The 24,346-nt window shown below is 33.5% G+C and carries 22 protein-coding genes; 5 read left to right on the forward strand and 17 right to left on the reverse strand.

What is annotated here, in order from left to right; genetic code table 11:
- Positions 1-128 precede the first annotated feature (128 nt).
- The 3 genes from ACIP9C_RS19490 to ACIP9C_RS19500 are packed head-to-tail and all read right to left on the reverse strand — an operon-like array spanning position 129 to position 2,613.
- A complete protein-coding gene (locus ACIP9C_RS19490) occupies positions 129-254 on the reverse strand; it encodes a hypothetical protein (RefSeq protein ID WP_255702601.1) in 126 nt (41 codons plus the stop codon).
- Between the two features lie 35 nt (positions 255-289).
- Entirely contained in the window at positions 290-1,033 is a 744-nt protein-coding gene (locus ACIP9C_RS19495) for a S41 family peptidase (protein WP_401013371.1), read from the reverse strand.
- On the reverse strand, positions 1,033-2,613 hold the full coding sequence (locus tag ACIP9C_RS19500; RefSeq protein ID WP_401013374.1) for an ABC transporter transmembrane domain-containing protein: 1,581 nt from the start codon (positions 2,611-2,613) through the stop codon (positions 1,033-1,035). Before ACIP9C_RS19500 ends, ACIP9C_RS19495 begins: the two co-directional genes overlap by 1 nt.
- A 208-nt stretch (positions 2,614-2,821) precedes the next feature.
- Here ACIP9C_RS19500 and ACIP9C_RS19505 point away from each other — a divergent pair, with 208 nt between their 5' ends.
- The 3 genes from ACIP9C_RS19505 (at position 2,822) to abc-f (ending at position 8,272) form a co-directional block, all read left to right on the forward strand.
- On the forward strand, positions 2,822-3,688 hold the full coding sequence (locus ACIP9C_RS19505; RefSeq protein WP_401013376.1) for an Rgg family transcriptional regulator: 867 nt from the start codon (positions 2,822-2,824) through the stop codon (positions 3,686-3,688).
- 58 nt (positions 3,689-3,746) lie between these two features.
- Entirely contained in the window at positions 3,747-6,704 is a 2,958-nt protein-coding gene (locus ACIP9C_RS19510; RefSeq protein WP_401013379.1) for a lantibiotic dehydratase, read from the forward strand.
- A 92-nt stretch (positions 6,705-6,796) separates the two neighbouring features.
- Positions 6,797-8,272 (forward strand): ribosomal protection-like ABC-F family protein, encoded by a 1,476-nt coding sequence (gene abc-f / locus ACIP9C_RS19515; protein WP_401013382.1) that lies wholly within the window; start codon positions 6,797-6,799, stop codon positions 8,270-8,272.
- Positions 8,273-8,366: 94 nt separating this feature from the next.
- Here abc-f and ACIP9C_RS19520 read toward each other — a convergent pair whose 3' ends face one another.
- The 3 genes from ACIP9C_RS19520 to ACIP9C_RS19530 all read right to left on the reverse strand — a co-directional run bounded on the left by ACIP9C_RS19520 (position 8,367) and on the right by ACIP9C_RS19530 (position 11,077).
- Positions 8,367-8,870: a GNAT family N-acetyltransferase gene (locus tag ACIP9C_RS19520; RefSeq protein WP_401013385.1), complete on the reverse strand. Its 504-nt coding sequence runs from the start codon at positions 8,868-8,870 to the stop codon at positions 8,367-8,369.
- 34 nt (positions 8,871-8,904) lie between these two features.
- The gene (locus ACIP9C_RS19525; RefSeq protein ID WP_401013388.1) at positions 8,905-10,185 is read right to left on the reverse strand and encodes a histidine--tRNA ligase; all 1,281 of its coding nucleotides are present in this window, start codon (positions 10,183-10,185) and stop codon (positions 8,905-8,907) included.
- A gap of 370 nt (positions 10,186-10,555) precedes the next feature.
- Positions 10,556-11,077 (reverse strand): GNAT family N-acetyltransferase, encoded by a 522-nt coding sequence (locus tag ACIP9C_RS19530; protein WP_401013391.1) that lies wholly within the window; start codon positions 11,075-11,077, stop codon positions 10,556-10,558.
- Between the two features lie 355 nt (positions 11,078-11,432).
- Between ACIP9C_RS19530 and ACIP9C_RS19535 the strand changes: the two genes are divergently transcribed.
- Complete coding sequence (locus tag ACIP9C_RS19535) at positions 11,433-12,140, forward strand: DUF421 domain-containing protein (protein ID WP_401013394.1); 708 nt, start codon at positions 11,433-11,435, stop codon at positions 12,138-12,140.
- Between the two features lie 252 nt (positions 12,141-12,392).
- Positions 12,393-13,838, forward strand: a complete 1,446-nt coding sequence (locus tag ACIP9C_RS19540) for an MDR family MFS transporter (RefSeq protein WP_401013397.1) — start codon at positions 12,393-12,395, stop codon at positions 13,836-13,838.
- Positions 13,839-13,978: 140 nt separating this feature from the next.
- On the opposite strand, the gene ACIP9C_RS19545 is transcribed toward ACIP9C_RS19540, so the two are convergent.
- The 11 genes from ACIP9C_RS19545 to glmM form a co-directional block, all read right to left on the reverse strand.
- Positions 13,979-14,197, reverse strand: coding sequence for a helix-turn-helix domain-containing protein (locus ACIP9C_RS19545; protein WP_000974626.1), 219 nt, complete (start codon positions 14,195-14,197; stop codon positions 13,979-13,981).
- Between the two features lie 10 nt (positions 14,198-14,207).
- Positions 14,208-14,693 (reverse strand): DUF2975 domain-containing protein, encoded by a 486-nt coding sequence (locus tag ACIP9C_RS19550; protein ID WP_401013399.1) that lies wholly within the window; start codon positions 14,691-14,693, stop codon positions 14,208-14,210.
- Between the two features lie 610 nt (positions 14,694-15,303).
- Positions 15,304-15,951 carry a YcnI family copper-binding membrane protein gene (locus tag ACIP9C_RS19555; protein ID WP_401013402.1) on the reverse strand — a complete coding sequence of 216 codons (648 nt, stop codon included), beginning with the start codon at positions 15,949-15,951 and terminating at the stop codon, positions 15,304-15,306.
- 23 nt (positions 15,952-15,974) lie between these two features.
- Entirely contained in the window at positions 15,975-17,675 is a 1,701-nt protein-coding gene (locus ACIP9C_RS19560) for a copper resistance protein CopC (RefSeq protein WP_401013405.1), read from the reverse strand.
- Entirely contained in the window at positions 17,672-17,827 is a 156-nt protein-coding gene (locus ACIP9C_RS19565) for a hypothetical protein (RefSeq protein ID WP_401013408.1), read from the reverse strand. The genes ACIP9C_RS19560 and ACIP9C_RS19565 overlap by 4 nt, the downstream gene beginning before the upstream one ends.
- Positions 17,828-17,885: 58 nt before the next feature.
- Entirely contained in the window at positions 17,886-18,026 is a 141-nt protein-coding gene (locus ACIP9C_RS19570; RefSeq protein WP_401013411.1) for a hypothetical protein, read from the reverse strand.
- Positions 18,027-18,265: 239 nt separating this feature from the next.
- Positions 18,266-18,994, reverse strand: a complete 729-nt coding sequence (locus ACIP9C_RS19575) for a M56 family metallopeptidase (RefSeq protein ID WP_401013413.1) — start codon at positions 18,992-18,994, stop codon at positions 18,266-18,268.
- A 110-nt stretch (positions 18,995-19,104) separates the two neighbouring features.
- A complete protein-coding gene (locus ACIP9C_RS19580; RefSeq protein ID WP_401013416.1) occupies positions 19,105-19,506 on the reverse strand; it encodes a BlaI/MecI/CopY family transcriptional regulator in 402 nt (133 codons plus the stop codon).
- A gap of 287 nt (positions 19,507-19,793) precedes the next feature.
- The gene (gene glmS, locus ACIP9C_RS19585; RefSeq protein WP_401013419.1) at positions 19,794-21,596 is read right to left on the reverse strand and encodes a glutamine--fructose-6-phosphate transaminase (isomerizing); all 1,803 of its coding nucleotides are present in this window, start codon (positions 21,594-21,596) and stop codon (positions 19,794-19,796) included.
- 690 nt (positions 21,597-22,286) lie between these two features.
- Positions 22,287-22,808 carry a type 1 glutamine amidotransferase domain-containing protein gene (locus ACIP9C_RS19590; RefSeq protein WP_401013421.1) on the reverse strand — a complete coding sequence of 174 codons (522 nt, stop codon included), beginning with the start codon at positions 22,806-22,808 and terminating at the stop codon, positions 22,287-22,289.
- A 113-nt stretch (positions 22,809-22,921) separates the two neighbouring features.
- Positions 22,922-24,274: a phosphoglucosamine mutase gene (gene glmM, locus ACIP9C_RS19595; protein WP_401013424.1), complete on the reverse strand. Its 1,353-nt coding sequence runs from the start codon at positions 24,272-24,274 to the stop codon at positions 22,922-22,924.
- Positions 24,275-24,346: the final 72 nt, after the last annotated feature.

Below are 24,346 nucleotides of genomic sequence, written 5' to 3' on the forward strand. Positions count from 1 at the left end.
CCGCTTGCATATAGAGCTGATTCGATTGATAAAATTTTATTATCGAACTTTGTGATTTGTAGCGCGTCCATTTTTGGGCTAATCCATTTTTTCATGTTATTCACCTCCCCCTTAAATATTTAGTAATATTAGTTGCGTGTTAACTCCCCACGGTGTCCTCCGCTTGCATATAGAGCTGATTCGATTGATAAAATTTTATTATCGAACTTTGTGATTTGTAGCGCGTCCATTTTTGGGCTAATCCATTTTTTCATGAGTCTTCACCTCCTTTAAGTGTTTAAATCTATAACTAAAGCATCAATATTTCTGGAGGCTTGTAGTATCGAGTATTAGATTTACTTTTAATGGCGTAGTAATAATCGAAATTAAAATTAATATCAATGTTAAAGTCAGTTTCTATTTTCAACATAGGAATAAGAACCTTTTTATCTGGTGTGGTAATTTGTTTATATATATACTTCTTTCCATAGGTCTTACTACCAATAATCGTTGCATTTTCATCATTTTTGAATTTATCGGTAAATAACTCCGCTGAGCTACATGTCGAATTTGAGACCAGTATATATTTATGAGAAATAGAATATTTCTTACAAATATAAACAAACCACTTATAGTAATTAATCATTTTTTGCAATTCCCCACCGAAATTAACTCTTAAATCTATAACTATATTTCGCTTATAAACTTTTTCATCTATTTCAGGAATTACATCAAAACTAATACATTGTATAAACAAATGATTATTACTAGTAAAATTTTTGTAAACGATCTGATTCCAATCAAAGTCTCCTAGGGTTAAAATCCATTGACTCCCATCATCGAACTCTACTAGGTTTTCACCAACTAACCAGTTGCTAATAAAATCGGGTGCTTTACCGTTTGCTTTAATAATAGTGTGCGAGTGTATCTCTTTTGGTAATGGCGGATAAATATCTATAATAACTATTTTGGAATCACTCTTTTTGATAAAAATTCCGAATTTTTCGAAAAATTTTTCCAAAGTTTCTTCCTTTATTGTGATTACTTTAGTCATTAAGCTACAGACTCCTTATCGACATAACTTGTAAAATCGTATTTTATATCAAATTTGTCGTAGATATCCTCAGGGGTATTATGAGAAACAACGATGATTGTTCTATCTTTTATATTTAAAAGTTCCTCCCAAAATATTTGACTATTCAGACTATCGAGATTAGATGTAGGTTCGTCGAATATTAAAGTGGATCTATCCGACATTAATCCTCTCAATATAAGCAATCTTCTCTTTTCGCCACTAGAGAGTTTTGTTACGTCCTTACTTAAAAGCTTCTCTTCTGATAAGAATTTTTTCATATAATTTAGTTCTTCATCACTATATTCATCTCGCAATAGAATATTAAATATTGGTGATCCATCAAAAAGGTTGTTATCAGTCATGACGTACATAATGTCTCTGAATGGGTTACTTTCAAACTTAAGACTATTGTTGTCATAACAAATTTCCCCACCGTGGCTGCTCTTCAGCAAACCAAGTATGGATTCCAAAAATATAGATTTCCCTAAACCACTCTGACCTGTAATAATATGTGTGTTGTTTTTTAGGAAAGTTATATCATTGTAATTGAAAACAGTATTATCAAATTTAAATGATAAATTTTTAGTTGAAATAGCGTTCTTATAGCTAATAAACGTTTCTTGGTCATCTATATCTTTGTAGAGACTTGAATTAATATCCGCTCTTAGTTTCTTCGTACTGTTAATATTATTAATGCTTCTTGAAAGTGATAAAATCGGCATACTTAATTGTTCTACCAAACCTAAAAGAGTAATAGTAACACCCGGAGTTATATGACCTTTAATTATTAATAAAACCGAAATAGCTAAAATTAAGAAATGCGATAAATATGATAGCAACGAATAAAAAGTATTTAAAGTAACTTTATAATTTTCAGTTTTTAACCCGGCATCTCTTTCTTTATAAATTTGTTCTCTAGATTTATTTCGAAAAAGAACATCAGCATTCAAAATTCTTACGTACTTTAAATTATCCAGTAGATTTTTAAAGAAGTTGAGGTTATCCCCTTTTTGATTTAGAAAGCTTTTTTCAAGATTAGCCAGTTTATCTTTAAATAATTTAGTTACTAATAAAGGTAAAAACATAAAAGCAATTACAATCAAACCAATATAGACATTTATTATAAGTAAAGATACTGTTACGAATACTATTCTTAGTGTTAAATAAAAAGCATCGAAAAAACTTCTATAATAGAGATACTCTAAACTATCGACAACATTAGTTAGCGTATTTAAATTATTTTCATTTTTCATCTTTATATTTGAAAAGTCTTTAGTTTTTATTACATTGTTAATGATTGAATTTTTGAGTTTCGCAAATGTATCTCTAACTAAGTGATTTTCGTATTTCCATTCAATAAAATAGAATAAAACCTCTATTAAAATTAAAACACCGAAAATCATTATATAAGTAGAGACTTTATCTAAATTCTGATCCAGTGCCCCTTGAAATAAATCCCCTTTAATAAATTGAATAATTGTCCCGATAAATGTTGAAACAATTAGAATAGAAATCAAAAGGAACGTATTTCTATTTTTCATTCCAAAAATTATTTTCAAATTCATTCCCCTCCTAGTTACTCATTAAATAAATAGAGTAATTACATAGAAAATATCAATCCATCCACCCATCTTACAAAACCTCCTTCCAACTCATATTGAATTTTCAAATCAAATAAACGTTGCTGTTTATAAGCTTGATAATAGAGAATTAACTTGATTGAATGGTAAAATGTATACAAATATATACATTTTAGGAGGTTTTTAAATGTTTGGTCCTACAATTGAAATGATAAGAGAAGGTAAAAAGATTAAAATAAAAGATCTTTGTGATGGCATAGTAACTAGAGCTGCTTATCATCGTTTTGCAAGCGGTCAAACTGACACTAGTATTCTTAACCTATCCTTATTTATGGATAGGTTACATATTTCTCCCAATGAATTCTTTTTAATTCATAGTAACTATGCAAGTGATAAGGTAGTTTGCTTTTTAAAGGAACTATCTCGAGCATATAGAATTCAAGACATTCAAGAATTGCGCTCTTTAAGGAGGAAACTAGAGGCGGATTTTACCGGTTTAAAAAATGAGCATATGACCGATCTTCTAAATTTCAGGATTTGTAGATTGTTGGGGCAAGAAATTGATGGGAAAAAAAGTAGTTTATTCAAATATTTAATCAGTACAGAATTTTGGACTCATTATGAGCTTGTACTATTTACAAATAGTATGTATGTTTTTTCATTAGAATTAATTGATGCCATTCTTGTGCGTTGTATTCAAAGGTTTAATAAATATAGTCAAACTAGGCCTTATGGAAACGAAGGCTTTCGACTTGTAGTAAATGCATTAATCTTAGCCTTTGAACAAAAAGATTCATTTTACACAAATAAATGGATTGAATTATTAAACACGATACAACTGAATGATAGCGATTTCTTTGAAAAAGTACTGTTTAAAATATTTAAAGGGTTCTATGACATAAAAATAAACAATGATCAAAGTTCTATTTTAGAAGTAATAAAGACAATTGAGTTTGTTGGGCATATTGAAGCTCGCGAACATGAAGTGATGTTTAATCGAATGCTTGATTACATACTGGAGCATAGCGGATTAGAGAAAGTTAAAACTTCATAAGAATATTTCAATTGTGATCCTCTCTTATTTAAAAAATTTAAAATTAGAGGTGAATAACATGTACGAAATGATGCCATATACAAATGTTAGAACAGCAAACCAAACAACTGACGAGGCTATATTTGATAGTTGGTTTGATAAAAAGCTTTTTATTAGTTCCAGTAGTTTATATCATCAGCTACAAAAGAACGACAATTTTCATAAAGCTACATTAGCTAAAAGAAAATATAAAAATAGATCTAGATATAGAGCAACACCTTTCGGATTATTTTCTTCTGTTAGTTTCAATAAAATGGATGAAAAAAATAATACAAGGAATCAAATGATTATTCAAAACGATTTCAACGTTTATACGAGTGTTGACTCTGAATGGATAAGTAAATTTATTTCAACTATAAAAATAGAGAATTTAGATAGCTTACAAATTAACTGGAATTCTAATGTGGTATATCAAAATTCAAATTTTATATACAATAATTGGACATCAGATGATAACAAAAAGTTTAATACCAATAAAATCCATATAAACAATCTAATTGAAGCAATTCGGGATAGCTCAAAGAAGGCCTTATCTCTTGAAGAGCTTTCCAAAAAACTAGCAGAAAGAAATAATATCCTTTTACCATCTAAAATCTTATTAAGTGTAGTAAAACAGTTGGTACTAGGAGGATATTTAATTACTGACCTAGACAATTTAACATTCATTCAAAACTTCAACCTTTTAATTCAGTATTTTGAAGAAAAAAACTATACTTTTCCAAAAGCTACTATAACCAAAGTAAGAAATTTAATAAGTAATCTAAATAATTCAATCAGCAATTTCAACATAGATACTGTCATTGAATTGGAGGAACTACTTTCATCGATTATTATAAGTCAAAATTATCTGCGCTTTGATAGTGAAACAAAGGTAATTAATCTTGATTTAAATAAAAGTGCTATAGAAAAATCAGTCTTGCCTTTAATAAATTTTCTATCCTCATATGCAAAACGTGTGCCGTTAAGCGATAGATATCAAGCTGATGTGCACTTTTTTAAAGAGAAATATGGAAATACAAAAGTAAAGTTTTTAGATTTCTATAAGAGCTATCAATTAGTCAGAGAGAAAAATAGTTCGCTAGAAAGTACAACTTCCGATTTAGAGAAGAAGTTGAAAACGCAATTATTAGCACTAACTTCTACAGCAGCCAAATTGAATTCTGAATGGATAGATATAGCTAACCTCAGTTTTGAAGATGCAAAAATAGAAAGCGAAATTCCTCCAACAATTCAAACTTGTTTTTATGTAGAGAACAATGATGAGAAACTAAAATTACTGCTTACACCATATGCTGGAAATAACGGTCTGGGTCGCTTAGAAGGACGTTTTTCTTATTTAGACCAAGAATATTTTACACTGACGAAAAATATTGAGAGAAGAAAATTTTTAGAAGCAAATACAGAGGTAGTCACCGTTAAATATATGCCGAAAAACCAGCACTACTATAATATTATGAACGATTGCTATGTGGGTAACTTAAATCTTCAATTTGGAACTACTGAAGATAATCAATCCGTTTCATTAGAACAACTATTTATTAGCATTCAAAATAACAAATTAACACTTTCGGCATTAATAGATGGAACCGAAAAAATTGTAAAGTTTGAGCAATATAATGTATCTAATATAGAACATTTTTCACCTCATATATTAAATGACTTGTTATTTTGGAGTCATTACTATTATTCAAATATCATGTCCTTACTATTCGATATTCAAAAAATACGGAAAGACTTTATTCATTTCCCAAAGATTCTTTTTAAAGAAATTGAGTTATTCCCTCAATCTTGGTTGATAAAGAATTATATGAAAAATAAACTTTCGCAAGATCAATTTTATAATAAATTTACGGAAATGAAAAACATTTATGAAATACCTAATTCACTTTTTGTAAGATGCAATGACCAAAAAATATTAATTGATACTAATCATAAAGAAGACTTAGATATTTTATGGGATATTTATAAAACGGATAGTTCTTATAATATATATCTTGAGGAAAATTCAATGAATTTCTCAGATTTAGTTACAATTGACCCTGAAGGAAATCATTATATATCTGAGTTCGTTTTTAACTTTGTATCACAAAAGATACAGCCAAAAAAACTAATCGAACAACCTTTATTTCATAGCAAGGAAGTATTCAATTTAGAGAGAAAAGTTAACTGGCAACATTTTAATATATATTTACCGTATGAACTTCAAGACGATTTCTTAGGAACTTTTTTATATGAACTCGTAAAAGAACTTAAAGGCATTGGAGCGATAAACAATTCATTTTTCATACGTTATTTTGACGATAGGCATCATATAAGATTAAGATTCTCCCCTACTTCTCAGCTAAATTTAATAGATGAATACTTAAAAAAAGGTGTTATAACTGGAGATATTATTGAATATAGTGCTGGAAAATATGATCCGGAATACGAAAGGTATGGGGGATTATCTGTCATGACTGAGGCAGAAGATTTTTTCTGTGCTGATAGTACTCTTATTCTCAGTTTGTTAGGCTCATGTTTAGTAAACGAGAAAATAGATAAAGTTGATCATGCAATATTTCTTGTGTTTAAACTACTATCTATTTATACCAGAGATACTAACCAACAATTCCTAATTATGGACGATGGCTATTCAAATAAGGACTTTTCAAAAAACTATCGAGAAAATAGACATAAATATTTGGCTTATTGTGATATTACTGCTTCTTCAAACGAGGATTTAGCAGCAAACCATTTTGTTTTTACCAAAGATCAACTTGCATCTTGGGAAAATGAATTATCCAGCTACTATAACAAATTAAAAATAAAACGATTTGATTTAAATATTGTTCGGAGTTTAATACATATGACATGTATAAGACTCTTTGGTATTAAATCAGAAGAGGAAGAGTTAGTTGGAAATATGGTTTGGAGAGTACTAAAACAAAAAATTGCTATGGAAAAGAAAACCAATAGTGATAATCTTATTTCAAATTAATAGTACGACGTTGTATGTCCTAAGAAAGTAGAAATACGGTTTCCTCTTTATACACGTAACAAATTTTTACATTTGAGACTGGAGGGATAAATATGGAGGCATTAGCTCTAAAACTAAAAAATGTCCAGATTAGTTTTGGGGAGAAAGAAGTATTTGATACTAAGGAATTAACTGTTTATCAAAATGACCGCATTGGTATTGTAGGCAAAAATGGTCAAGGGAAAACGACTTTATTAAATATAATTGCTGGTATAACTATACCTGATAATGGCAACATTGAAAGATTTGTTGATTTCAATTACTTTGAACAAATGGGTGAATTACAAGAAGAAACAAATGCCGACTATCTAGATTCCCAATTACTTAGCCGTTTGAAAATCCCTAACAATAGTGTAGAGACACTTAGCGGTGGAGAACAATCAAAATTTCGTTTAGTACAGTTGCTTTCTAAATATAAAATGGGCCTTCTTTTAGACGAACCAACTACCCACGTAGATAGAGCTAGCATCGACATAATGATTGAAGAATTAAAGTATTACTACGGTACATTAATATTTGTGAGCCACGATCGCTATTTTATAAATTCAATAGCCACTAAAATATGGGAGGTTGAAAATGGGGTTATAAAGGAATTTAACGGGAATTACGATCAATATATTGAACAAAAAAGACAAGAGAAATTAGAGCTACAAAGAAAATATCAAAAAGTATCAAAAGAAAAAGAGCGTTTACAAGAAGCAGTAGAAGTAAAAAAAATCCAAGCAAAAAAAATTTCTATTGTTAGTGAAAAAAACAAGCAAAGAAGTATTAAACCCAATCGCTTAGCTTCCTCAAAACAAAAAGACACCGTTCAAAAGAGTATGTTGAAAACCGTTAAATCAATAGAGAAAAGACTTGATATGTTAGAGGAAATTCATATTGAAAAAGAACCAAAACAAATTTCATTTCCGATAGTAAAAGGGCTTGAAATAAATAATCGTTTCCCAATAATGGGACATAATATTACAGTTAAAGCAGGAGATAACATTTTACTTTCAGACCAGGATTTCCAATTCCCTCTCGGAAAGAAGATTGCTATAGTAGGAGATAATGGAGTAGGTAAATCGACCTTCTTAAATTATATAATGAATAATCATGAAGGAATAACACTGTCCTCAAAAATAGTTTTTTGCACTTACAAGCAAATGGATTATAAATTGATTGGTGACACAAGTATTTTAAATTATCTTATGAAAATGAGTGAATATAAAGAAAGTTTTATTCGTGCTATTCTTAGTAATTTAGGTTTTAAAGAAGCCGATATTAGAAAACCATTGCATTCGTTAAGTGGAGGTGAAGCAACCCGAATATCATTGGCAGCCCTTTTTGCAAAACCTTCTAATATTCTTATTTTAGATGAACCAACAAACTTTATTGACTTGGCTACAATTGAAGCGTTAGAAAAGTTTTTGATTGGTTATAAAGGAACAGTGCTCTTTACTTCTCACGATCAGCTTATTGTAGAGAGAGTAGCTGATCAAATTTGGGAAATTAAGGATAGAACTTTACAACTTATAAAAGAAAAGTAAGCCGTCATTCAATATATATTCTCTTCACATTAAAACCACCCACGATAACGGGTGGTTTATTCGCATTAATCTTTAAAATTGACATTGTTCACCATTAAATATGTAATACCATCAATTCCTCATCAAAATACTGTCTATTAAATTTAAGGGCATTTCGTTCAACACCGTACACCACGAAGCCTAAAGACATATATAACTTCTTAGCAGAGATATTATTAGAGACAACCGTTAAGTTAATTTGCTCCAAACCATCACAGCTTTTCGCTCTCTTAATTAGTTCACGCATTAGTAATTTGCCTACTCCCCGCCCTCTACCTTCTGGTGCTACATACATTCCGAAAACATTACCTTTATGACGAGTTTTCACACTGCTTTCACGCATAAAAGTAACGATTCCAACTAACAAACCATTGTCATTAAAAGCTCCGAGGACAAATTTATCCTTCGCTGGTTCTAATCGCTCTGCTACAGTTTCTAATGAAAAGTTTACTTCACGCTCATATGTTGAACCAAATGCCTCTGGATTGATTTGCAATGCACTTAAGCGAACCTCTTGATACAACTGAGCATCTAATTTATTTAAAATACGAATTTCCATAATGTATCCCCTTACGTCTGTTATTTAAGAAATACTAAATTAATGAATCGAAAACAAATTTTTTAATAACGTTCTCCCCGGTCTCCATATTTTTTACAACATATTGATTTTCCGTAACTTCTTCTTCTCCTAACACAATTACAAATGGGATGTTGTCACGATTTGCTTTATCCATCGCTTTTCTTAATTTTTTTCCATTCAGCTCGACTTCAACACGATACTCTTTCCGCAAAGCCCTTGCTAATACAAGAGATTCCGCAACTGTATTTATTGGAATAATATAAATATCAACTAACGTTTCCTGTTTCTTTTGTTCGCCCAACATCATAGCTGTGAATATAACATCTAAGCCAAATGAAATACCTACTGTGGCAAATCTTTCAGTTCCTCCTAAAAGACCGCCAATTGCATTGTCATAGCGCCCTCCACTACCAATACTTGATGTCATTCGACCATCGCTTACGAAAATCTCATAAATCGTCCCTGTATAAATTTCTAGACCGCGAGCGAGCAATGGATTAAATACACAACTTTCTGTAATGCCTAGCATATTTAAGTATCGTTCTAGTTCTAACATTTCAGCTAATCCATCTTGAATAAAAGGCTCTTCGTATTGGCCGAAATAACTAAGTGTATTTTTTCTATTGTCTTGTAAAAAATGTTCGATATTTTTTAATACTGATGCGTCCAAGCCTAATTCCGTTAATTCTGTTAAAACAGCGTTATTTCCCACTTTTTCAATTTTATCTAGTATTAAAATAACTCGACTTTGGATATCGGCATTCACACCGAAAATACTAAGTAAACCAACTAATAACTTACGATTGTTATATTGAATAACAACATCTTGTTCCAGTTTTTCAAATGCATCTAATGCCATCATCATCAATTCTGCCTCTGCTGCTTGTGAATCAACCCCTACAATATCTACGTCACATTGTGTAAACTCACGAAATCTTCCAGCTTTAATCGGACCGTCTCGAAACACTTTGCCAATTTCATAACGTTTAAATGGCATAGGTAATGTAGGATTCAATGCTATTACTTTAGCAAATGGAATCGTTAGATCATAACGTAGTGCCAGTTCACGCTCTCCACGATCTGATAGCACATACATCTCTTGTAAAATTTCAGCACCCCCCGCATATTTAGATGCCATTAAACTTGTATAGTTTAAAATAGGCGTTTCTAGTGGTTTACATCCGTATGCAATAAACGTATCTTCTAATGTACGGCGAATTTTACGACGAATAAGCTCTTGCTCAGGCAAATAATCTTGTGTCCCTCTAACATTTTGATAATCCATTTTCTTCATCATCTTCACTCCTTCGTTTTTAAGAAAATAAAAAAACCGTACAAACATAAGCTCCAACTTCGGCTTAGTTATACGATTTCATGGGAAATAGTCTTCCTATTCATTATTAAAAAATTAATAAAGATAGCAAGACTAACGGATATGATGATGTGTAGTTGTTAATATTAGGCGATTTAAAATCGGCATAGAATCTCCCCCATTCGATTATTCGTTACTTTAAATCAATTGATGTTTTTTGTCAATTCTTTATTTTCTATCAATACTGACTTTAGTCAAAAATAATAGGTGCAAGCAGATTGCATTGTTAAATTACTTTAAAAAGGAAAAAAGCAGTTACTCTGTATAGCTAACTGCTCGTTAAAACTTGAATTTATAGTAGCTTTTGATAAAGTTCAAATTTATCTAAACCATATTCACTGTATCCTAAATCAACGGTATCAATATACTCAAAACCATATTTTCTATAAAGTTTTATCGCTGGTTTATTTTTTTCATATACATCCAGACGAATAGCTTTTATGTTCATTTTTTTACTATGCTGAATAATAAAATCCATAAGTCTTGTTCCAATTCCTTTATTAAAATATGTAGGATGGACAGCAAAAGTGTTAATAACCAATATTTCTTCATCACCGAAATTATGATACCAATTAGCTTTAGAATAAGCTGCTTCTTGCTCATGTCTTAGTATGACAGTGCCAACAATATGATCCTCATCTTTCATCACATATAAATTGCCTTCCTGTATACCATGTACTGCAGTTTCTTTTATAGGATAGACACCTTTTTTCCATCCAGGGTAATTTATATGCGCATCAAGATAATCATTTAAATCATTATATAAAGATTCAATTTCCTCGATATTATTTTCCGTTCCCTTTTCAATCTTCATAATTTCTTCCTTTGCTATTTAGTTATTTTAAAAAACCTAAATTATATGGATATTATACCTTATTAATATTTGGTAAACGATTGCTAATAATGAATTTAAAATGATGGCTTTAATGCTCCGCTTCAGAGGTTGAATATTTCCGCAGATTGGGTATAGAACACTACCTATATGAGAGGAAGATGGGCAAAGCGTTAATCAATACTTCGGTGTTTGCTAATTAGTTAATATGAACAACCAGAACCATTTGTATGCGCACTACAGGTGCTTAAGCAATGAACTGGACTATGACTAGAAGGGGTACGGTAATCGTATCCTTATTTTGCTTAAAAAAATTTAGTACAGAGGAGTTGATTTTATGACATATATGAATATTGGATTGAAGTTATTTTTTGGATTCATTGCTTTATTAATTGTGACGCGTTTGTTGGGCAAAAAAGAAATATCGCAGCTCACCCCCTTTGATTTTATTTATTCCATAGTACTTGGTGGCATATTGGAGGAAAGCATTTATGATAACAAAATTTCACCGCTTCATGTCTGGTTCGCAGTGACCGTATGGGGCGTCATGTTATTTATTATCGAAATTTCTTCACAGCGCTACGATAAATTACGGGTTCTACTGAAAGGGGAAACTTCTATTTTAATCAAAAACGGCGAATTCAACTTAAAAGAACTTGAAGCCAATCACTTGGAAATGGAGCAATTACGCATTATGTTACGGCAACAAGGGGTATTCTCACTGCGGGAAGTTTGTGATTTGTACTTAGAGCCTGGTGGTACTGTCAGCTTAAAAAAGTATGCTAAGTTCGATATGGTCACACCAGCCATGCTCAATTTAAAGCCAAAAGACGAGGCAATTAATTTCCTGTATGTAGATGAAGGAGAAATTAACGAAGAAATCTTAAAATACACGGGCAAGTCAAAGGAATGGCTATACGATGAACTGCAAAAGGAAGGCTATACTACTATTCAAGATATTTTGTATGCGGAATGGTCAGAAACTGACGGATTTTTCATCAAAACCTATGCGGATACTAATGACGATATACGAAAAGTGAATTAAAAACGTTAGCACACAATCTACAATCCAACCTAAGTCAAAATGAATACTAAAGTGGTTATTTGTATTTGACAAAGCCGAAGATTCAATTAAAGTTAATATTATTTAATAAAAACCACCCGTTCATTCCGTAAAACATTTCTGTTCCCAGTTAGGCTATTAATCCTCACAGCGTATCTAGATTTGTTATTTGGAAGATTTAAAGGTAAGTTATATATTGAATAAATTTAACTAGATGGAAGTTAGAGGGAAATTATGAGAAAAAAAGTTATTATGTCATTAATGTTAATGACATTCCTTTCTGCTGTAGAGGGAACAATTATTAGTACAGCAATCCCCCGTATAACAAGTGATTTATCGGGCGTCGAACTCGTTAGTTGGGTATATGCAATTTATATGCTGGCCACTGCTGTTTCGACTCCAATATACGGGAAACTGGCGGATTTATTCGGTCGAAAAAAAGTTTTACTTATTGGGGCAACAATATTTTTAGTCGGCTCTGCTCTTTGCGGTGTTGTGACATCGATGGAACAGCTTATCGTCTTTCGTGCCCTTCAAGGTCTAGGAGCTGGCGCTATTATGCCAATAACAATGACCATTATTGGTGACTTATATAGCGAAGTGAAAGACCGTGCAAAAGCACAGGGGTGGATTAGTGCAGTTTGGGGTATCTCTGGTGTTATCGGACCGCTCGTAGGTGGATTTTTAGTTGATTCTCTTTCTTGGCGCTACATCTTCTTCTTAAACGTTCCATTTGGAATTATCGCTTGTATAATGATTGTCATTTATTACAAAGAATCTATTAAGCCTGCTAAGCATCATATCGACTATCTTGGTGCAACAGTCTTCTCATTAAGTGCAATCGCCCTACTTTACGCGTTATTAACAGGTAGCAGTAAGAACAACTGGGGGGACATGACAATTATAGGTCTATTACTCTTTGCAGTTGTGTCATTCATTATTTTCATATTTATTGAGAAGAAATCTCCGGAACCATTAATTCCGCTAGCACTTTTCTCTAACCGTACATTATCTGTTATTAATATACTAACACTTATTTCGGGTGCAATGCTTATTAGTATTACAATGTATCTTCCAATTTGGAGCCAAGGTGTATTAGGGAAAAATGCGACAGATGCAGGACTCATTTTAATGCCACTTCCTGTTATGTGGACAGTCGGGACTATTTTTTCAGGTAAATTAGTTGGACGTTTAAATACGAAACAAATCATTCTAATTGGGGTTAGTGTTCTGTCAGTTGCGGCCTTTACGTTATTTACATTGTCAACAGATTCACTAGCGTTCCTTATTTATGTTGGAGTCGGATTATTCGGATTAGGAATGGGACTTGTTTCTCCTATTTACATGGTAACGATTCAAACAGCTGTTTCAAATCACACGCGTGGAACAGCAATTGGTCTAAATACATTTATCAATACGTTTAGCCAAACATTAGGAGCTGCAGTTTTCGGGGCGCTTTTCAACACGATGATCCATGCACATGGTATTCAACACCTTGATCTTGTTTCATCTGGTGGACATGGAGGAACTACAGCAAACGTAGTAACCAAATCGCAAGAGGCATTAGCTTCTAGTGTACATTTCATTTATATGGGTACTTTTATATTAGCACTAATAACTTTGTTAATTGTTTGGTTCTTTTTAAAGCCAGCCACTCAACTAGTGAGCGATCATAAATAATGAATATAAAAATAAGCTGTAAAGAGTTTGCTCTTTATAGCTTATTTTTTAACAGGTTACATCAATATAAAGAAGCAATACAATTAAGCTATCCTTTAAATTCTCTATTAACAACCGTTTGTTAATATTTGTTGCCTGTTTTATTGAGTATCTTCATCGCTTTTGTACTCCAAAATATCACCAGGCTGACAATCTAAAGTTTTACAAATCGCTTCTAATGTTGAAAAACGAACCGCTTTTGCTTTCCCATTTTTTAGAATAGAAAGATTCGCCATAGTGATTCCAACCTTCTCCGAAAGCTCCGTTACGCTCATTTTCCGCTTTGCTAACATTACATCAATATTAATAATTATCGCCATATCATCCACCTCAGACCGTCAAATCATTTTCTGTTTTTATGTTAATCGCTTCTTGTAAAAGCCGTTGGAGGATAGCAGCAAAAACGGCAATTACGAACGAAGCAAAAATGATAATAAGTCCTATAAATCCAACAGGAGGGTCAACTTTCTTCGCGATAAAAGAGAAGAGTGGCATACCCAATACATACAGACTACTGATGATAATCGCACAGCGCTTAATGTTCTTTAATGCTTCTACTGATAATTCCGAGAACGCTGTATTCTCCTCAATGTACCGTAAAAGTTTAAAGGCCTGATAGAGAGCAACGTAAAAAGGTACAGCCGCTCCATACATTACGATGAAAATGAGATATTTCATCGGTGAAATATGTGGATACAATTCCGATGCGAAATTCGCTATATGGGGCACTAAAAATATACATAAAGCAAGAACTGCAATTCCAGCCAGAAAAATAATTACCTTTAAAAAAGTGGTTGAACCGCGTTTAACATTCATAGTAAGCACCTCAGTTATTTAATGACAAAATAAATTTAACACAAAATTTATCGTTTTACAATAAATATAGATTGTTTTTCGTGGTATTCATCATTATATAATTGTCCTTTTTATTTTGACATTCATTAAAATAATCGCAATAAAAAACTCGACCCATGGTTAATGGATCGAGTTTCTCTACTCTTCAAGAAAAGCCACGAAACATTGAGTTAACAACATTCGTGGCTATTTAGTTCATTTTCAAACTTTAGAAATCTACAGGTGAGATGATTTTAATTAAACTTTTTACAATCGTCGCGACTTTATTTCAAAGCTACAATCTCTGTGAAATGACATAGGCTGTTAATTTTATGTTTGCTTGTCTCTCCCAATACTCTCGTTCAATTTCAAATTTCTCAATTATTCGTTCATCCTCAAGTTGTTTACTAATCCTCAAATTTATAAATTCTATGAAAAAATGCTATTAAGGAAAATCATCTTTAATAGCATTTTAAAGTCTCTTTTATTAACGCATTAATTTTACACGCTATAATGATGGTCCGCTCTTACTGGCCAAAAGTATAACTTTTATGTTGCTCATCATACTTTGATATTTAAAGAGCAGCTCTAATTATTTCCTTCTCATGAATGATCTAATAACTGCAAGAACTGCAAGAATCAACGCGATAATTGATAATGTTACTGCAGTGTTTTGAGAACTAGAATTTTCTGTTTCTTTTTGCTTTTCTTCAGCTTTTGCATTATCTTGATGATGATTTGTATTCTCTGGTGCAACATTATTTGTCGCAGTCGTAATTTTAGTTATAGAATGAGGTGCATCTGAGCTTTCATTACCTGTCCATTCTACAATAGTGCCATCTTTATAGTATTGATAGGCATCCCATACTGCCTCTGTTTCTTTTTCAGGGTTTTTAGCAACAAAGGAGAATTGTTGGAATTGACCTTCAGCAATTCCAGCACCAGTCGCATTCCAAGTAACAGTTTTCGTTTTTCCTGAAGAATCTTTGTCTAGCGTAACATCCCAGCCTGAAACAGGTTGATATGACTCGAATTCAGCACCATTGGGAATTTTCAACGTAACTTTTGTTGTATTTATAGCCTTTTCAACAGGTACTTTAATTGTATAAGTTTCCCATGCTCCTGGTGAAGATACTTCTGGTTTTACTGATACATGTGCGCTTGCTGTTCCTGCAAACATCATTAAAGCTAAACCTGATGACATAAGACCTACTGTCCATTTTTTAAATACATTTTTCATTTATATTACTCCTTTAAAATTTATTATTGACTGCCCACCACGGGGTTAAAATCGATATCATAACTATCTAATGATGTTGTTAACACATGCACTGTTACCTTCCAATCACCAGCGATATTAATATACATGCCTTTCGTTTGAAATACCCCTTGCATATGTTCAGGAACATCGATTGAACTTGCATCAAGCTTTGTGTTAAAAGGGGTAAATGTAAGTTGTACCTTTTCGACGTCAGTAATTGGTTTGCCTTTTTGATCTTTTAATACAATCTTAAATGAATTAATCCCAGCAATATTAGGACTAATCTGTAATGTAGCTGTATCTTTATTATCAAGAATCATCGTTTGTTTGAATGGACCAGGCGACGAGATGGATGTTGGTAAATTGGTTAATAACGCTGCCACAACCATTACAACCAAACCGATTCCAAATTCAAAAATGATCGTACGAGTAAGATCTTTATTCCCATGTTTTCTCCCTTTAATATAGTGAAAACTGCCTAAAAAGAGCATAATTATGAACAATAAGATTTTCCCTATTAATGCAATACCATAATAAGTATGGAGCAAAGCGTAGAACGTAGGGACATATTCCAAACTCCCATAAATACCTGTTAATAAAATAATAGCAGTTGCTCCTATAGCTACAAGCGAAAATCGATTAATCGAATACCAATATTTATTTTTTTCAGATTCATTTATCCACGTTTTTTGTCTCTTAGGTAACAGGAAAGCGAGATAAAAAAGTGTACCTACCCAAATCGATGCTGCTAATAAGTGGAGAAAATCCATGGAAACAGCCATAATTTTATTAGTAGATACGGCAGCATGGCTTGTTAAAGATTTTGTAATTAATATTGCTATAAAAAATAGGAGCGATATAGCCCAATCTTTATACGAAAAGATAGATTTTGTTCGGTTAGCAAAATAAGTAGCTATTAAAAGCCCTATAATACAAAAAATTTGAACAATCCAAATGGAACCAAACGTGGTTTGCGTTAATGTTTCTGTTAAAAGATTCGGTTTAAATGCCTCAAGCCAAGATACGCCTGCACCTACCTTTGTTTGTAATGGTAGGTTTAATAATATGCAAATAAACATTACAACTAATGCTAACCAAATCATCTTTGTGGACAATGAACGATTATTCATAAAAGCCTCATCTTGTTCTGCTCGACAAATGAAAAGGTTATACATTATACCCCCAATATATAATGCAAAACTACTGAACAGTAGCCAGCGTAGAAAAATCATATCAGCCTTCGGTATATAGTTAGATGTTTCAGCCTTTACGATACTTGAACTGTCTTGGGTTGTCCCTATACTAAAGGGAATGACACCTTGAACTGGGTGACCATCTGCTGATACTGCTTTCCATTGCATCGTATAGGTACCATTTGGTAGTTTTCCTTTTATTTTCGCCTCAAGAATCGTTTCATTATTAGAGTTAACGTATTCTTTATTTAAAGGCATTTTCTTTCCCCGAGAGTCCAAGATGATAATGGAATGAAATCCAGGTTGAATCGATTCATTAAACTGAATAAAAATGTTTGTTGGCGCAGTAGTAAAAATTTCGTTCTCTGCGGGAGTTGATTTAGCTACATAAGCATGTGCCATTGCTTCCTTTGGAAATAAGGTCATTGCAAATATACACAGAATAAATAAACCGATTAGACTTGTTAGTTTATAAATATTAATTTTTCTACTTTTAACTACTGCAATCATTGGCACTCACCATTTAGATTCATTTCCGATGGAATAAAATAAGTAGCTAGTTTTTCACTGATTGTTAAGTTATTTATTAAATCTTTGTAATCATCTTGAGTATCTTCTTTTTCAATCCATATAAGAATTTGTTTTTGTCTTTCAATTGACATGATACTATTCATCCTTTCTAGACTTGTATGGATACCCCTTTTTAAGTTTGAAAATGATTTATAATGTTATTAAATTTAATCGATTAAAAAAATCGCGCTCATCCCCATAGCCATAAAATCTTCCATGCTCATTCTCTTCGACTTCGAAGTTGTTGTGTTCAGTCGGACCAGCTGCAAAAGCATTTCCTCCAGATGCCATTAATGCAACTAATTATTTGCCTTAAATAACCTTTTTAAACATTTATCTCCTCTTTCATCTTGAAATGTAGATGGGTGATCAACTATATACTACACAAATGTAGTATATAGGGAACTACTACACCATTGTAGTATATGAGGGATCAACTAACTACTACGCAATTGTAGTAGTTAGTAGATATATAGTCAATCCTATACTACATAATTGTAGTATTTAAATGAGGGAAAGTGAGTAAGATGTCATAAAATTGACAAACATCCTATTAGGAGAGCAATAAAAAGAACGAGAATGATGGATTTAATCCACTCTAACCGGGAAATGGACGGGCGTTTATATGTGCCTGTTAGAAGAACTTCAATCCTGATGTTTGTATCTTGAAAAGAATGATTCTGAAAGTGTACTGTTGCATATGAAGAAGACGGCATATTTGTTATTAGTTTGTATAATGCTGATGCAACAGCTTTCATTCCTACTTGATTAATCGCAAAAGTATCTGCTTTTATTTCTTTTTCTATCATGTAGCGTTCATATAACTTTTGTGAAATGGGGAGAAATGAAAATACACGTGCTAAACTAAACCATAGCGATACTTTAACTGGATCTTTGTTTTGATAATGGTAATATTCATGCTCCAATACTGCTTTTAATTCATCTGGCTGCAATATGTTCATTAAGCCAGTGCTAATTAGAATTCGAGGACGAATGAATCCATACGTGAAAGCTAAAGGTCGAGTAACAGCTACAATTTGAACTTGGACAGAATATTTTTGTTGAAAGATCATAATTACATTGGATTCATAAGAGTCTGTTCTATATAAATGTAATTTAGAAATAACTTCTTTTGTCTTTTTAGAAAGAATTAAAAAGTATATAGCGGCAATTACAAAGAAAATTCCTAAAGTAATCAGGATAAATGTAAGCAAGTGATCATACTTATGAATATTGCAACATACTAACCACCAATCCATACAACCTTGCATCGTGTGATAATGTATAACAAAGCAAAATCCGATAATTAGGCTAATTACACCTATCAGCCATATAACATATATATTTAAGGTTTGAAATAATCGATACATTATTTATCATCCTGCTCTAATTTTTGAATTAGTTCTTTCAGCTTGTTAAGTTGATCGGGATTATGACCAACAGCATCTACAAACTGAGTAATAGCAATGTCACCATAATGATTAAGGAGATGTTCTACTTGCTCAGAAGAATTTTGTTGAAGGAGTTCATTTAGGCTGTAATTGGGCTTATATATATATACCTTTCCCAGCTTGCTACGTGTTAGAATTCCTTTTTTATCTAATCGACTCATTATCGTCATAATAGTGGTATAGGCATAGTTATTATGCTTATTTAATTCTGTTAACACATCTTGAACCGTTACTTCTTTTTTAGACCACATCACATTCATTACGTTAATTTCTAAAGGTCCTAGAATTTTTAATAACGTTTTATTTTCATCGTTATTCAATTTAAATCACCCTACTTTCGTAATACCTTATTTGATTCCATATAAGTATAAAAGAAATAAAAAAAGATGTGAATATATATTCCCTATTCATCATTAATTCGGTTGGATTACTAAGTATACAACTTTATTGTAAAGTATATTAGTTTATTGTCCAGACGACTTTATTGTAACTAAAAAAAATCGTATTTAAGATGATATACTTAAATACGATTATACTTAAACAACTTTATTATTCAGTTCACAACTTTATTATCCGAAGACAATCTCAACACAACAGCTCTCCAGCCTTACTCCACAGTTACTGATTTAGCCAAGTTACGAGGTTTGTCAACGTCGCAGCGGCGGTGTAATGCTGCATAGTAGCTAATTAACTGTAAAGGTACTACTGAAACGAGTGGTGTTAAGTATTCATTGACATGCGGAATGATTAAACGGTCGCCGTCTTCGTCTACGCCAGCCATTGCGATAATGCATGGATAAGCGCCACGTGCAGCTACTTCTTTAACATTACCGCGAATATTTAATGCTACCGCTTCCTGTGTTACAAGGGCGAATACCGGTGTTCCTTCTTCAATTAAGGCAATTGTACCGTGTTTTAGTTCGCCACCTGCAAAACCTTCTGCTTGAATATATGAGATTTCTTTAAGTTTTAAAGCACCTTCAAGACTTACGCAGAAATCGATATTACGACCGATGAAGAATGCATTGCGTGCAATTTTTAAATAGTCTTCTGCGATATCTTCTAATACATCTTTTGAATCAATGATTGTTTGAATACCGTTTGCGGCAATCGCAAGCTCTTGTTTCAAATCAAATTCTAAGCCTTTACCACTTGCTTTTGCTGTCACATATGCTGTTACTGCAAGTACTGCGACTTGAGCTACATATGCTTTTGTAGAAGCTACTGCGATTTCAGGACCTGCGTGTAATAATAGCGTATGGTCTGCTTCACGTGACAACGTCGAACCTGGTACGTTCGTAATTGTTAATGTTGGGTAACCTAGCTCTTTAATTTTCACAAGTACTTGGCGGCTATCTGCTGTTTCACCTGATTGTGTAATAAAGATGAATAGCGGCTTTTCTGATAGTAATGGCATATTGTAGCCAAACTCACTTGAAATATGCACTTCAACAGGAATGCCAGCCATTTTCTCGAAATATTGTTTACCGATTAAACCTGCATGATAGCTTGTGCCCGCAGCGATAATATATAAACGGTCTGCAGCTTGCAATGCTTGTAAAATATCTGCATCGATTGTTAAATCGCCATTTTCGCCTTCGTATGCTTGAATGATTTTACGGATTACCGTTGGCTGTTCATCCATTTCTTTTAACATATAGTGAGGGTACGTACCTTTTTCAATATCGCTCATATCAAGCTCTGCTGTATATGGTGCACGCTCTACTACTGTGCCATCTAATTTTGTAATTTCAACACTGCCTTTGTGTACGATAACAACCTCTTTATCGTGTAATTCCACGAATTGATCCGTTACCTGTAGCATTGCCATCGCATCTGATGCAACTACGTTAAAGCCTTCACCAACACCTACAAGAAGTGGTGATTTGTTTTTCGCTACAAAAATTGTGTCGGCCGCTTCAGCATCTAATAATGCAAGTGCGTAAGAGCCGTGTAACAATGATAATGTTTTGCGGAATGCTTCTGCTGTTTGCAGACCATCCTTCACAAATAGCTCAACTAACTGCACGATAACTTCTGTATCTGTATCAGATTTCATTGGAATGCCTTTTAAATATGTTTTTTGTAATAAATGATAGTTTTCGATAACACCATTATGCACAATCGTAAAACGACCTGATGCACTTTGATGAGGGTGTGCATTTAAGCGGTTTGGCACACCGTGAGTTGCCCAACGTGTATGACCAATCCCAACTTTTGCAGTAACGTCCTCGTCTACTGCTACACGTAAGTCAGCGATACGACCTTTTTCTTTGAAGATCGTTACGCCCTCTTCATTGCGTACAGCAATACCTGCTGAGTCATAGCCACGGTATTCAAGCTTCTCTAAACCCTTTAATAAAATTTCCTTTGCATCTGATTCACCAATATATCCTACAATTCCACACATAATTACTTTTCCTCCGATATTGTCATATTAATGCAATGACAAACTAGACCTCAGCCTATCGAAATTTTTTCAGTGGGCGTAAACAGTGCTCCTTATTTTCATCTCAAAAATAAGCATACTTATGCGCGCACATCCTCGTACTATTTCAGCCATCTAAAATAGTGCTTTGCTTCGATATGTGAAGTTTTCCTATTTATCTATTGCTATACTTATACCTTCTCCATTTTCTGTACATTCAATCACTTAAATGCTTTCAAAATGAAAAATGACAATCGGGTATGTCGATCGGGAGGCATCCGCCGAATTTTCGATAAACCTCCACCTCGTCTGCTGAAGATGTCTTCGTCCAATTTCCTCAGCTCAGGCGCTATAATTGTTTTCCGATTTATGTGCTGTCTTTCCTCCTTTTGCACTTGCTAAGCGGACAAGGTCTATCCAAGCCGTCAGCTTCTCCATAATACTCAATCATATGCTATTCGTCAAATTTTCGTTATAAAAACTTCTTCTTTTCCTCCTTTTTTTAAGGCGAATTTTAGAGCAAAGACGTAAAATATCGGCTTCGCCAAGATTCTAGCAGTATTACAAACCTCATACTAATGAATAAGATTCTTTAGGAGCAATACAAAACGTAAGACACAACATGTATCACAGGTTGCATCTTACGTTTTGATTATTTAGAGGGCCATATATTTAGCTCTCTTTACTTGCAAGTAATTTCACAATTTCTCGATTAAAAGCGGGTAAGTCTTTCGGCGTACGACTTGTTACTAATTGCTTTTGGCAAACAAATACTTCTTCATCATGGAATTTAGCACCTGCGTTTTCTAAATCCACCTGTATGGACTTATAGCCTGTCGCATCACGCCCGTTTAAAGTCTTCGCTGTAATTAGAAGCTGTGGCCCATGACAGATCGCAAAGGTTGGCTTCATGTCATCCATAAACGTTTTGACGAAAGCTACAATACGATCATCTGCACGTAAGATATCTGGTGAAAACCCACCTGGAATGAACAATGCATCAAATTCTGAAGCTTTGACTTCATCAATACCTTTATCAATTTTCACTTTCTCCCCATGTTTACCTTTTACTTCTTTTCCAGCCTCAGTATCAATTGTTACTAGCTCATGACCCGCTGCTTCTAACGCTTCCTTTGGACTTGTATACTCCACATCTTCAAACATATCTGTTATTACTGTTGCAATTTTAGCCATATCAATAAAACACCCCTTGTTATTGTGACTCAATAGTATTCTTCCCTCTCTCATCTATTTCAAACATAAAAAAACTCAATCTCTCAATAATGAGAGATCGAGTTACATGACAATTATTCTGTTAAACCCATTTCACTACGTACTACATTTGCAATACGTTCTACATAACGTTCACAGTCCGCTTCTGTAGCAGCTTCCACCATTACACGAACTAGTGGCTCTGTACCTGAAGGGCGAACTAAAATGCGACCGTTACCAGCCATATCAGATTCCACTTCTGCAATTACGGCAGCAACTTTTGCATTTTCCGTCACTGCATGCTTGTCTGTTACACGTACATTTACTAAACGTTGTGGGAAAATCGTCATTTCTGCCGCAAGCTCAGATAGTTTTTTCCCAGTAGCCTTCATAATATTGACAAGTTGAATACCTGTTAACAGGCCATCACCTGTTGTATTGAAGTCTAAGAAAACAATATGACCTGATTGTTCGCCACCTAGGTTGTATTCATTGGTACGCATTTCTTCTACAACGTAACGATCACCTACAGCAGTTTGTACACTGTGCATATCGTTTTCTTCAACAGCCTTGTAGAAGCCCATATTACTCATCACAGTAGATACAATCGTTTGCTTTTTCAAACGACCGACTGCATTTAAGTGCTTACCAATGATAAACATAATTTGATCGCCATCAACGATTTTACCTTTTTCATCTACTGCGATTAGGCGGTCCCCATCACCATCGAAAGCTAAACCAACATCTGCACCCTTTTCAGTCACAAATGTAGCAAGACCTTCCGGATGTGTGGAACCAACTCCGTCATTAATGTTAAGACCTGTTGGTGAAGCACCCATTGTAGAAATGTCTGCTTCTAAGTCAGCAAATAAATGAGTTGCTAGTGATGATGTTGCACCATGTGCGCAATCTAGTGCTACATGAATACCATCAAATTCTTCATCTACCGTTTGCTTTAAGTATTGAATATACTTTTGTCCACCTTCGAAGTAGTCACTTACAATACCTAAATCTGCACCAATTGGACGTGGCAATGTATCTTCTGGTGCATCAAGAATTGCTTCGATTTCTGCTTCTTGTGCATCAGTTAGTTTGAAACCATCCGGACCGAAAAATTTAATGCCATTGTCGGCAACTGGGTTATGTGAAGCTGAAATCATGACGCCTGCATCTGCACTCATAATTCGGGAAAGATATGCAACACCTGGTGTAGAAATTACACCTAGACGCATTACCTCTACGCCGATTGATAATAACCCGGCTACCAATGCACCTTCAAGCATTTCTCCTGAAATACGTGTGTCACGACCAATTAATACCTTTGGACGCCCTGTTGCATCCTTCGTTAAAACATAGCCACCTACGCGGCCTAGTTTAAATGCAAATTCCGGTGTTAATTCACTATTCGCGACGCCACGGACGCCATCTGTTCCAAAATATTTACCCATTTTAATTGTTCTCTCCTTCAATGCAAGACGACCGCATCATGCTGTTTCCTGCGGACAATCGGACGGCTCGTC

Source organism: Lysinibacillus sp. NPDC093210 (assembly GCF_044753985.1).
Lineage (GTDB): Bacteria > Bacillota > Bacilli > Bacillales_A > Planococcaceae > Lysinibacillus.